Here is an 11721-nt window from a genome sequence, read left to right on the forward strand (position 1 = left end):
TTACCCCCTTACTTGCCTTATCCGGGCTTGTATGAGCTTCGGCATTGAGTCCAGTTGTTCGGCACAGAGCAGCTTTTCGAAATCACTGACGCATAACAGTTCCTTGATTGCCTGAGTGGCGAATACGACTCGATCATGAGTAAAAGTCGCTTTCTTCACCATCAGACGTTGTCGCTCGGCCTCTCGTTCGAACAGGCGCCTCAAGTCTGCGGGAGTCAGTCGCTTTTTCTTGCTCTGGACGCTCCCTAAAGGGTTTCCCCGGACGAGCTTGTCCTTTTTGGCCCGCAGCTCCAGGAGGTGTCGTAGTTTGGTAATTTTCTTCCCTCTTATTCCTCGCTCGTACGCGTCCGTGAGCACGTTTTGAATTTCACTCTCGGAACTGCGGGCGATGTCCGTTGCCATGCTGAGAGGAATCAGTCCTGTTTCAACTGCAGATAAGAGCTTCTCTTCGCCGCGTTCGAGCAAGCCAACAATCATGCTCACCCATGATGCCGTGGTGCCAATTATCTTTGCGACGTCTGCGTCTGTATTGCCACGCTCCTTCAGGCGCCCCACTTCGTTCATCAGGTCTATAGGACGATGCTGTCTTCGAGCTACGTTCTCCACCAAGCTCATGACCAGACAATCTTCCTCCACCGCATTAATGACAAATGCCGGAATCTCTGTGGCTTCCAAAGAGAGGAATGCTTCGAGACGGCCTTGTCCGCAAACGAGGTCGTAATTGAACTGTCCTTGCGGCGCGGTTCTTCGGCTCACGGTAATTGGACGCTTGAGGCCTACCGTCTTGATATTCTCAATGAGCTCACGGTGAATTTTTTTGTTTCTCGAGCGAGGGTTCAGGATGTGGATTTGCGCTATGGGAATGAGCGCGACGCGATCACGTGCTGCAGATGGTACGGTCATTGAAAAGCCTCCTTTAGGGAGCAACGCGCGGCCAGCCCATCAAGTACGTCCAGCGTTGCGAAACGGTAGCTGTCTATCAAGGGGCTGTTTTCTTCGGCCATTTTTTGTGGCCATGTCCCCATGTCTATGTTGGGAATGAGGTAATAGTCCCGCACTTGAAGATTCGCTTCCTCCATGCGCACAGCGATAGTGATGTCGGGCGTTAGGCTGTTGTCGAATCTAAGTTTCCAGCGAAGAGTTCCAGCGGGTGTAGCCTGGCAACGGGCTATGACCACGGATGCCGTCCATTCATCGTTAATGGTCAGTAGGTCATGCTGATTGTTGGTTTCGACTCCCGCTCCGACGCGCTCGAAGTGCTTCACGACGTCTTCAAGAACCTGGGGATGCAACTGTCTAAGTGACCGATTGATCTCAAGGTATCGATAGTCTCGGTCTGGCGTGTAACCGATGAGGGTATAGGCACGTAAAAGCCCGCCGAAGCGGCTTACATAGGTGATGCTGGAGGGCATGTTGTCCTGCTCGTCGATGAGCATCCCAGACAGCGTGCCTGCGCGCTTTAATAGGGTGCGAAGCATATCTAGTAGCTGTGCGTCGTCCAGGCGCTGCGAGCGCTGCAAGATGATTTCGCGTACATCAGCAAATACGCCCAGTGAGACAATGCCCTGAAACGCCCCATCACAGCGAATCCACTTGTCTGGTGAGTTACGAATGATGCGTTTTCGTAATTTCGAGGATGTCTTGTTATAGACGTTGTTGCCGATGTATTTCTCGTTAGTCAGCACCTGATGCACGCTGCCTCGGCTCCAAGGGCGATCAAAATCGGTGACTACGCCTTCAGCGTTCAGTGCATTGGCAATCTCACGTTCGCTCATCTGCTCATGGGCGAATTGGTAGTAGATGCGTTGAATGACCTCAATCTCGGCTTTCGGGCCGGGAATCAAGATGACTCTGTCAGTCTGGATGCTCTTCTGCTGGCCCCGCGAGAGCTCTGCCTTGAACTCGTTTCTCTCGTCGATCAATGCACGACGCAGTCCATAGCCAGCTGGCCCTCCCTGGTGAAACCCTTCTCGACGAGACGGCATTGGCCTGCGAAAACTTTTTGGGACAATTCACGGCTGTACTCGCCGGCCATGGATCGCTTGATGCCTTTATATATAGTTGCCAGTGGCGAACCGTCGTTTTCGAAGGGCTCTGCGCAATACACCACCCTGATGCCGGAGCTGGTGCAGAGGTATTCGTAGTGAGCACTCTCATCGGTGTTCTGAAACCGTCCCCAACGACTGACGTCATAGACCAGAATGACTTGGAATTGAGTCTTCCCGGCCTGTACATCATCAAGCAGTGCGCGCAATGCATCGCGACCGCCGATATCCAGGCCGCTTTTCCCTTCATCACGATAGGTGGTAACGATTTCCATGCCATGGCTCATGGCGTATGCATGGATGGCCGCCGACTGGTTTTCGGTGGAGTAGCGTTGATGATCTGTGGACATACGAACGTATTCCGCAGCCGGCACAAGACCGTCGGAGGCGTTTTCTGAAGTTGTCCGCACGCGTGGAGAGGGCAAACAGGCCTCCTCTAGGCCAGGTAAATCCTGGCCCATGCGATTTAGCCTAGGGGCGATTTATGACGTGATAGTGACGAGACACGACCATCAGTCAGCTGCTGAGGGGACTTGCGACATTTTACAGAGAGCCGAATGGCGACGTTCATCAGCTTGAAGTAGGTGTCTATACGTACAGTTGTTGAAAGTGGATTTTCAATACTGCAGATATTGAGGGTTTAGAGCTGACGTACCTGCATTGCCAGCGTGCAATCCTACTTGAATTGGCAAAAATTTTAGTTTAAATTGATTCCATGTTTTGACAATCTGTCAATTTTATATCGGCTGTAATAGTTGTAGGATTAACATTGTCCGAAGTTAGGTTTTAGACGATTAACTTTTCCCGAAGTGGAAATTAACTTTGTCCAATCCTGTTGTATACCGCTGATATTCCAAGGTGTCAAAGACGGTTAACTTTGCCCACCTACATCCGGCGATCCTGCAATACAAAAGGCCAGCGCTATGCGCTGGCCTTTTTTTGTGTTGATGTTTCAAGGGTCGCTGTTCTGTAAGGACAGTCGTCGTTCTCTCAAGCCTGATACCTGAAGTACAGTAAAATCACGTGGACTCAGAAGTAACTTCCCCGCCCGGATTTTGAGCATAAAAAAACCGGCTATATCAGCCGGTTTTTTTTGCCTGGAAAAACTTATGCACCTTTTCCCGATTTTTATGAGCTTGGGAAATATATATAAATATCAGATGGTTACAACGATATTGGCCAGCTTAAAGAAGAAACGGTACACAGCTTATCCACAAATTTCAGACAGCCATCTGATCGGCGGAAACAGGAGCCTGTGGGGCCGGCGGCAACGAGCCCATTTCGCGCTGCATCTGTTCATTCCAGGCTTGAACCCGGTCATTCAGCGCGGCGATGGCTCGCGGTCCGCTCCCCTCGGCATACATTGGTTCGCCGATGATGACGGTAATCACGCCTTTCTTTTTCGCCCAGCCACTTTTCGGCCAAAATTTGCCAGCATTGTGCGCAATTGGCAGCACGGGAAGGTCAGCATTCACGGCCAATGCCGTTCCACCGCGAGAGAACTTGCCGATGGTGCCGTAGGGGACGCGCGTGCCTTCAGGAAAGATCAGCACCCAGACGCCGTCCTTCAGCAGTTCATCGCCCTTCTTCGCCACGTGCTTGAGGGCTACCTTCGGATTATCACGATCAATCGCGATCGGTCGCAACATCGCCATCGCCCAGCCGAAAAACGGCACAAACAACAATGAACGCTTGAGCACCTGGCTTAATGGCTGGAAATAGGCGGAAAGGAAAAAAGTCTCCCAGGTGCTCTGGTGATTCGACTGAATCACGCAAGGCTGATCAGGCACATTCTCGGCGCCGCGGATTTCGTAGCTGATGCCCAGGAAAACCTTGCTCAACCACAAAGCGCAGCGGCACCAGTAAACATTGATGAAACGATAGCGCGCCTTGAATGGCAGAAATGGCGCGATAAAAAAGCTCAGGGTGCACCAGAGCAAAGAGCTGGTGCCCAGCAGCAGGTAAAAGAGGAAGGTTCTGATGGCCTGCAGTATCGACATGGTGACGTTTACCGTGCGGGCTTTGCCCGTCTATATAAAGCGCAATCCCGATCTATCCCTGGTCAGGAATCTCGAAACGCCTTAATTGTGGATAAGTTCTGCAGCAATTGCCGCCAGATCATCAAAAATCAGGGTGCCTGCCGGAAGGGTCTTGCCCATGGTCTTCTCGCCTTTCCCGGTTTTCACTAAAACTGGCTGTGAATCGACGGCTTTGGCAGCCTCCAGGTCACCAAGGCTATCGCCGACGAACCAGATACCGGCCAACGACACTTGATAATGCGCGGCGATGGTTTTCAGCATTCCCGGTTTGGGTTTGCGGCAATCGCAACCGTCGTCCGGCCCATGCGGGCAGTAGACGACAAGACCGACTTCACCGCCCTGCTCTGCCACGAGGGCACGCAAACGCTCGTGCATGGCATCCAGGGTCGCAAGAGTGTAGTAGCCGCGCGCTATGCCGGACTGGTTGGTCGCTACAGCTACCGTCCAGCCGGCCTTGCTCAATTGCGCCATAGCCTCGATCGAGCCGGGGAGCGGATTCCACTCCTCCACCGACTTGATGTAAGCGTCGGAGTCGTAATTGATCACCCCGTCCCGATCGAGAATCAGCAGTTTCAAACGGTCTTACCCCAACAATGAAATATCGGCGACGCCAAGAAACAAGCCGCGTAGACGCGCCAGCAACGCATAGCGGTTGGCGCGGACGTTGGCATCTTCGGCGTTGACCATCACCGCTTCGAAAAACGCGTCGACCGGCTCGCGTAGAGCCGCCAGGCGCGCCAACGATTCGCTGTACTGACGGGCAGCGGCCATCGGTTGCACGGCTTGATCGGCCTGTTGAATCGCCGAATACAAGGAGAACTCGTTAGCGTTGTCGAAGTACTTGGCTTCCACCACGGCGGGAACGTTGCCTTCAACCTTGCTCAGCAAGTTCGAAACGCGCTTGTTTACAGCGGCCAGCGCAGCGGCTTGCGGCAGCTTGCGGAATGCTTCGACTGCTTGCACGCGCTGATCGAAGTCCAGCGCAGAGCCCGGCTTCAACGCGCGCACCGACAGATAGGTGCCAACATCAACGCCTTCGTCTTCGTAACGGGCGCGCAGACGATCAAAGATGAACTCCAGCACCGCCTCGTTCAGGCCGACCGACTTCACCTTGGTACTGAACGAATTAACCGCGAAAGCCACGGCGTCGTTCAAGTCGAGGTCGAGCTTCTTGTCGATCAGGATGCGCAACACGCCCAGCGCTGCACGACGCAGGGCATACGGGTCCTTGCTGCCGGTTGGCAGCATGCCGATACCGAAAATGCCCACCAGAGTATCGAGCTTGTCGGCAATGGCCACGGCCGCACCGGTCAAGGTCGTCGGCAACTCGGCACCGGCACCGCGCGGCATGTATTGCTCGTTCAGCGCCAGCGCGACTTCTTGCGGCTCGCCGTTATTGAGAGCGTAGTAGTAACCGGCGACACCTTGCATTTCCGGGAACTCGCCGACCATTTCGGTCGCCAGGTCGCACTTGGAAAGCAGGCCGGCACGGGTTGCCCACGCTGCGTTGCCGCCAATGCGCTGTGCGATGAATGCGGCCAGCCTGGAAACGCGCTCGGCTTTGTCGTAGACGCTGCCGAGTTTTTCCTGGAACACCACGTTTTGCAGACGCAGGTTGAAGTCTTCGAGTTTCTGCTTCTTGTCTTGCTTGAAGAAGAACTCGGCGTCGGTCAGGCGTGGGCGAACCACCTTCTCGTTACCGGCGATGATCTGCTGCGGGTCTTTGCTTTCGATGTTGGCCACGGTAATGAAACGTGGCAGCAACTTGCCGTCGGCATCCAGCAGGCAGAAATACTTCTGGTTGTCCTGCATGGTGGTGATCAGCGCTTCTTGCGGCACGTCGAGGAAACGTTCCTCGAACGAGCACACCAGCGGCACCGGCCATTCAACCAGCGCGGTCACTTCGTCGAGCAAGGCAGGTGGAACGATGGCCGTGCCTTCCTGCATCGTCGCCAGCTCTTCGGTGCGCTTGCTGATGATCGCGCGACGCTCGTTGGCATCAGCCAGCACGTAAGCGGCACGCAGATCGTTCAGGTAGTTGGCGGGGGAAGTGATGCGTACGCTTTCCGGGTGATGGAAGCGGTGACCACGGGAATCGCGACCGGCCTTCTGGGCGAGGATCGTGCAATCGATGACCTGATCACCGAGCAGCATGACCAGCCACTGAGTCGGACGAACAAATTCTTCCTTGCGCGCACCCCAGCGCATGCGCTTGGGGATCGGCAGGTCGTTCAGAGAATCTTCGACGATGGTCGGCAGCAGGCTCGCGGTTGGCTTGCCGGCGATGCTCTGGCTGTAGCGCAGTTTCGGGCCGCTCTGGTCGATTTCGCTCAGCTCAACGCCGCACTTCTTGGCGAAGCCCAGCGCGGCTTGGGTTGGATTGCCGTCGGCATCGAACGCGGCCTGACGTGGTGGGCCATCAAGATTGATGCTGCGATCCGGCTGCTGGGTGGCCAGCGCTGTGATCAGCACCGCCAGACGACGCGGGGCGGCGTAGACGGTTTTACTTTCGTAATTAAGGCCGGCAGCTTGCAGGCCCTTGTCGATGCCGGCAAGGAACGCATCTGCCAGGGTATTGAGGGCTTTGGGTGGCAGTTCTTCGGTGCCCAGTTCAACCAGAAAATCTTGAGCACTCATTGTGCAGCCTCCAGCTTGGCCAGTACTTCATCACGCAGGTCCGGGGTCGCCATCGGGAAGCCCAGTTTGGCGCGCGCCAGCAGATAGGCTTGCGCAACGGAACGCGCCAGGGTGCGTACACGCAAGATGTATTGCTGACGCGCAGTCACCGAGATTGCCCGGCGCGCATCCAGCAGGTTGAAAGTGTGGGACGCCTTCAACACCATTTCGTAGCTAGGCAACGGCAACGGCTGGTCCAGTTCGATCAGGCGCTTGGCTTCGCTTTCGTAAAAGTCGAACAGTTCGAACAGTTTCTCGACGTTGGCGTGCTCGAAGTTGTAGGTCGATTGCTCCACTTCGTTCTGGTGGAACACGTCGCCGTAAGTCACTTTGCCCATCGGTCCATCAGCCCAGACCAGGTCGTAGACCGAATCCACGCCTTGCAGGTACATGGCCAGACGCTCGAGACCGTAAGTGATCTCGCCGGTCACCGGGTAGCATTCGATACCGCCCGCTTGCTGGAAGTAGGTGAACTGCGTCACTTCCATGCCGTTGAGCCAGACTTCCCAGCCCAGACCCCAGGCGCCCAGAGTCGGCGATTCCCAGTTGTCTTCAACGAAGCGGATGTCGTGGACCAACGGGTCCAGGCCGACATGCTTGAGCGAGCCCAGGTAGAGCTCCTGGAAGTTGTCCGGGTTCGGCTTCAGGACGACCTGAAACTGGTAGTAGTGCTGCAGACGGTTCGGGTTTTCGCCGTAGCGGCCGTCAGTCGGGCGACGACTGGGCTGCACATAAGCGGCGTTCCAGGTTTCCGGGCCAATGGCGCGCAGAAACGTGGCAGTGTGGAAAGTGCCGGCGCCTACTTCCATATCGTAGGGCTGAAGTACCACGCAACCTTGCTCGGCCCAGTATTGCTGGAGGGCGAGGATCAAGTCTTGGAAGGTACGCACGGCTGGCGTAGGCTGGCTCACGAAATTCACCTGTTTCTTGGGCTGCGATTTAAAGAGCGGGAGTATACCCGATTCGTTCCTGCGCACGCCCCCTGGAGCCTTATGCCACGCTGCTTTTGGTGCACTGAAGATCCGCTGTACATGGCTTATCACGATCAGGAGTGGGGGACGCCGCTACGCGATGCGCAGGGTTTGTTCGAGTTGCTTTTGCTCGAAGGGTTCCAGGCCGGGCTTTCCTGGATCACCGTGCTGCGCAAACGTGAGCGTTATCGTCAGGTGCTGTTCAGCTTTGACGTACAGCGCGTGGCGCAGATGAGCGATGCGGAAATAGAGGAATTGATGCTCGATCCGGGAATCATCCGTAATCGGCTCAAGCTCAATGCGGCCCGGCGCAATGCGCAGGCCTGGCTGGCGCTTGAAGATCCGGTGAAATTTCTCTGGTCGTTCGTCGGCGGTCAGACAGTGACCAACCATTTCAAGGATCGCAGCGAGGTGCCGGCCGTTACGCCGGTCGCCGTGGAGATGAGCAAAGGCCTGAAAAAGGCCGGTTTCACGTTCGTCGGTCCGACCATTTGTTACGCGTTGATGCAGGCATCGGGCATGGTCATGGATCACACCCAGGATTGCGATCGTTACGCGGCGCTGGCGAACGGTGGTTAGAATAGCCGCCTCGCACAGCACAAGATCAGGAGTGACCTGTGGAAAAGTTTAAAGGCGCCTTGCTGGTAGGCGCTCTACGGCTGTTCGCCCTGCTGCCCTGGCGTGCAGTGCAGGCGGTGGGTTCGGCGATTGGCTGGGTCATGTGGAAAACCCCCAATCGGTCCCGCGACGTGGTGCGGATCAATCTCTCTAAATGCTTCCCGGACATGGACCCTGCCGAGCGCGAACGTCTGGTAGGCCAGAGCCTGAAAGACATCGGTAAGTCCCTGACCGAAAGCGCGTGCGCGTGGATCTGGCCGGCGCAACGCTCCATCGATCTGGTGCGCGAAGTCGAAGGCCTCGACGTATTGAAGGAGGCCCTCGCCTCCGGCAAAGGCGTGGTCGGCATCACCAGTCACTTGGGCAATTGGGAGGTGTTGAACCACTTCTACTGCAGTCAGTGCAAACCGATCATCTTTTACCGTCCGCCAAAGTTGAAAGCGGTGGATGACTTGTTGCGTAAGCAGCGCGTGCAGCTAGGCAACAAAGTGGCGGCGTCGACCAAGGAAGGCATCCTCAGCGTCATCAAGGAAGTGCGCAAAGGGGGGGCGGTGGGCATTCCCGCTGACCCGGAGCCGTCCGAATCGGCTGGCATCTTCGTCCCGTTCTTCGCGACTCAGGCACTGACCAGCAAGTTTGTTCCCAACATGCTGGCGGGCGGTAAAGCAGTGGGTGTATTTCTGCATGCGCTGCGGCTGCCCGACGGTTCAGGCTACAAAGTGATCCTCGAAGCGGCCCCGGATGCGATGTACAGCACCGATACCGAAACGTCGTGCGCGGCCATGAGCAAAGTGGTTGAGCGCTATGTGCGGGCCTATCCGAGCCAATACATGTGGAGCATGAAGCGCTTCAAGAAACGTCCGCCGGGTGAAGAACGCTGGTATTGATTCAGCTGTGGATAACTATGTAGGAGCTGGCGCAGCCTGCGATTTTCGATCCTGATTTGAAAAGATCAAAAGATCGCAGGCTGCGCCAGCTCCTACGAGAGCCCACAAGTTAATCAGCCCTCTTGGCGATCGAGCTTCTTCAGGAAAACCGTCATTTCCTTCTCTGCCTGCTTGTCGCCATGGGCGCGGGCGGCTTCCAGTCCTTTGTGCCATGCATCGCGCGCCGCCGGGAAATTCGTCAGACCCAGATGAGCCTTGCCCAACAGCTTCCATGCCGCTGAATACTTGGGGTCGAACTCAACGCAGCGCTGGAAATGCTTGACGGCCTTGGCATTGTCCCCCAGATCGAGATAACCCTTGCCAAGGCCGAAACGCAGCAGGGAGTTATCCACACCCTTGGCGAGCATTTTCTCCAGGGGTTCGAGCATTTTGCACCTCTCTTCAGAAAGCGATCGTTTTCATGCTCTGGTTGCCAGATCAGAAAAAGCTCAAACCCACGTGGAACAACTTCTCCACATCGCGAATATGCTTTTTATCCACAAGGAAAAGAATCACATGGTCGCCTGCCGCGATGACGGTATCGTCGTGCGCAATGATCACTTCTTCATCTCGGATGATCGCGCCAATCGTGGTGCCCGGTGGCAGACCGATGTTCTCAATGGCCTTACCAATCACCTTGCTCGATTTCTCGTCACCGTGGGCGATGGCCTCAATGGCTTCTGCCGCACCGCGACGCAGTGAATGAACGCTGACGATGTCACCGCGCCGAACGTGCGCCAGCAGAGTTCCGATGGTTGCCAGCTGCGGGCTGATGGCGATGTCGATGTCGCCACCCTGAATCAGGTCCACATATGCCGGGTTGTTGATAATCGTCATCACTTTCTTCGCACCCAGGCGTTTGGCCAGCAGCGACGACATGATGTTGGCTTCGTCGTCGTTGGTCAGCGCCAGGAAGATATCGGCGTCGGCGATGTTCTCTTCCATCAGCAAATCGCGGTCTGATGCGCTGCCTTGCAAGACCACGGTGCTGTCGAGGGTGTCCGAGAGATGACGGCAGCGTGCCGGGTTCATCTCGATGATCTTCACCTGATAACGACTTTCGATGGCCTCGGCCAGACGCTCGCCGATCTGTCCACCGCCGGCAATGACGATGCGTTTGTAGGTTTCATCAAGCCGGCGCATTTCACTCATTACCGCGCGAATGTTCGCTTTGGCGGCGATGAAGAACACTTCGTCGTCTGCCTCGATCACCGTATCGCCCTGCGGCAGGATCGGCCGGTCACGCCTAAAGATCGCGGCAACGCGGGTTTCGACATTCGGCATGTGTTCGCGCAACTGGCGCAACTGCTGACCCACCAGCGGCCCACCGTAATACGCCTTGACTGCCACCAGCTGTGCTTTGCCTTCGGCGAAGTCGATCACCTGCAGCGCGCCCGGGTGCTGAATCAGGCGCTTGATGTAATTGGTGACGACCTGTTCCGGGCTGATCAGCACATCGACCGGAATCGCTTCGTTGTCGAACAGTTCGGAGCGCGTGAGGTACGCGGCCTCGCGAACCCGGGCGATCTTGGTCGGCGTGTGAAACAGGGTGTGGGCGACCTGACAGGCGACCATGTTGGTTTCGTCACTGTTGGTCACGGCCACCAGCATGTCGGCATCATCCGCACCGGCCTGGCGCAGCACCGTAGGCAGTGAGCCGCGCCCCTGCACGGTGCGGATGTCGAGACGATCGCCAAGGTCGCGCAGGCGTTCGCCATCGGTATCGACCACAGTGATGTCGTTGGCTTCGCTGGCCAAGTGTTCCGCCAGCGAACCGCCGACCTGCCCTGCGCCCAGGATGATGATTTTCATCCGTTCACTCCCTTAAACCGGTTAACCGCGCGCGGCGGCGATCTTGATCAGCTTGGCGTAATAGAAACCGTCATGGCCGCCTTCCTGTGCAAGCAACTGGCGACCGTGGGCTTGCTTTATGCCAGCGGTCGTGGCCAGGTCCAGTTCCCGTGCACCCGGCGTGCGGGCGAGGAAGGCTTCGATGACTTCGGTGTTTTCCGTCGGCAATGTGGAGCATGTTGCGTAGAGCAAGATGCCGCCGACTTCCAGAGTTATCCACAGCGCGTCAAGCAACTCGCCTTGCAAAACTGCCAGTGCGGTGATGTCGTCCGGTTGGCGGGTCAACTTGATGTCCGGGTGGCGGCGAATTACGCCGGTCGCCGAGCACGGCGCGTCGAGCAGGATTCGCTGGAAAGGCTTGCCGTCCCACCAGTTGGCGGTGTCGCGACCGTCTGCTGCGATCAGTTCGGCGCTGAGGCCCAGCCGCGCAAGATTTTCCCGTACGCGCACCAGGCGCTTGGCTTCCAGGTCCACCGCGACGACGCCGGCCAGTGCAGGCTCGGCTTCCAGAATGTGGCAGGTTTTGCCGCCCGGTGCGCAGCAGGCGTCGAGCACGCGCTGGCCCGGCGCGAGGTCGAGCAGATCGGCGGCCAGC

Annotated in this window: 9 protein-coding genes and 2 pseudogenes; 2 read left to right on the top strand and 9 right to left on the bottom strand. The window is 56.8% G+C overall.

The annotated features are described in order from the left end of the window. The 6 genes and pseudogenes from F8N12_RS21595 to glyQ form a co-directional block, all read right to left on the bottom strand. Entirely contained in the window at positions 1-903 is a 903-nt protein-coding gene (locus F8N12_RS21595) for a plasmid partitioning protein RepB C-terminal domain-containing protein (protein WP_150582213.1), read from the bottom strand. Beyond that, positions 900-2395, bottom strand: a pseudogene (locus F8N12_RS21600) (recombinase family protein). Before F8N12_RS21600 ends, F8N12_RS21595 begins: the two are co-directional and overlap by 4 nt. Positions 2396-3265: 870 nt before the next feature. Continuing rightward, on the bottom strand, positions 3266-4045 hold the full coding sequence (locus F8N12_RS21605) for a lysophospholipid acyltransferase family protein (protein WP_150582214.1): 780 nt from the start codon (positions 4043-4045) through the stop codon (positions 3266-3268). Between the two features lie 81 nt (positions 4046-4126). After that, positions 4127-4660 carry a D-glycero-beta-D-manno-heptose 1,7-bisphosphate 7-phosphatase gene (gene gmhB / locus F8N12_RS21610; protein ID WP_150582215.1) on the bottom strand — a complete coding sequence of 178 codons (534 nt, stop codon included), beginning with the start codon at positions 4658-4660 and terminating at the stop codon, positions 4127-4129. A 6-nt stretch (positions 4661-4666) separates the two neighbouring features. Beyond that, entirely contained in the window at positions 4667-6721 is a 2055-nt protein-coding gene (gene glyS / locus F8N12_RS21615) for a glycine--tRNA ligase subunit beta (RefSeq protein WP_150582216.1), read from the bottom strand. Then, a complete protein-coding gene (gene glyQ / locus F8N12_RS21620; protein WP_008155694.1) occupies positions 6718-7671 on the bottom strand; it encodes a glycine--tRNA ligase subunit alpha in 954 nt (317 codons plus the stop codon). The genes glyS and glyQ overlap by 4 nt, the downstream gene beginning before the upstream one ends. An 81-nt stretch (positions 7672-7752) precedes the next feature. On the opposite strand from glyQ, the gene tag reads away from it, so the two are divergent. Next, entirely contained in the window at positions 7753-8310 is a 558-nt protein-coding gene (gene tag / locus F8N12_RS21625) for a DNA-3-methyladenine glycosylase I (protein WP_150582217.1), read from the top strand. Between the two features lie 38 nt (positions 8311-8348). Next, positions 8349-9236, top strand: a complete 888-nt coding sequence (locus tag F8N12_RS21630; RefSeq protein ID WP_150582218.1) for a lysophospholipid acyltransferase — start codon at positions 8349-8351, stop codon at positions 9234-9236. Between the two features lie 113 nt (positions 9237-9349). On the opposite strand, the gene F8N12_RS21635 is transcribed toward F8N12_RS21630, so the two are convergent. The 3 genes and pseudogenes from F8N12_RS21635 to F8N12_RS21645 all read right to left on the bottom strand — a co-directional run. Beyond that, positions 9350-9664: a tetratricopeptide repeat protein gene (locus F8N12_RS21635; protein ID WP_150582219.1), complete on the bottom strand. Its 315-nt coding sequence runs from the start codon at positions 9662-9664 to the stop codon at positions 9350-9352. Between the two features lie 49 nt (positions 9665-9713). Then, positions 9714-11087, bottom strand: coding sequence for a Trk system potassium transporter TrkA (gene trkA / locus F8N12_RS21640; protein ID WP_150582220.1), 1374 nt, complete (start codon positions 11085-11087; stop codon positions 9714-9716). Positions 11088-11108: 21 nt separating this feature from the next. After that, positions 11109-11721 (bottom strand): annotated as a pseudogene (locus F8N12_RS21645) (16S rRNA (cytosine(967)-C(5))-methyltransferase); the annotation flags it as partial.

The organism is Pseudomonas fluorescens (genome assembly GCF_902497625.1).
Classification (GTDB): Bacteria; Pseudomonadota; Gammaproteobacteria; order Pseudomonadales; family Pseudomonadaceae; genus Aquipseudomonas; species Aquipseudomonas fluorescens_BQ.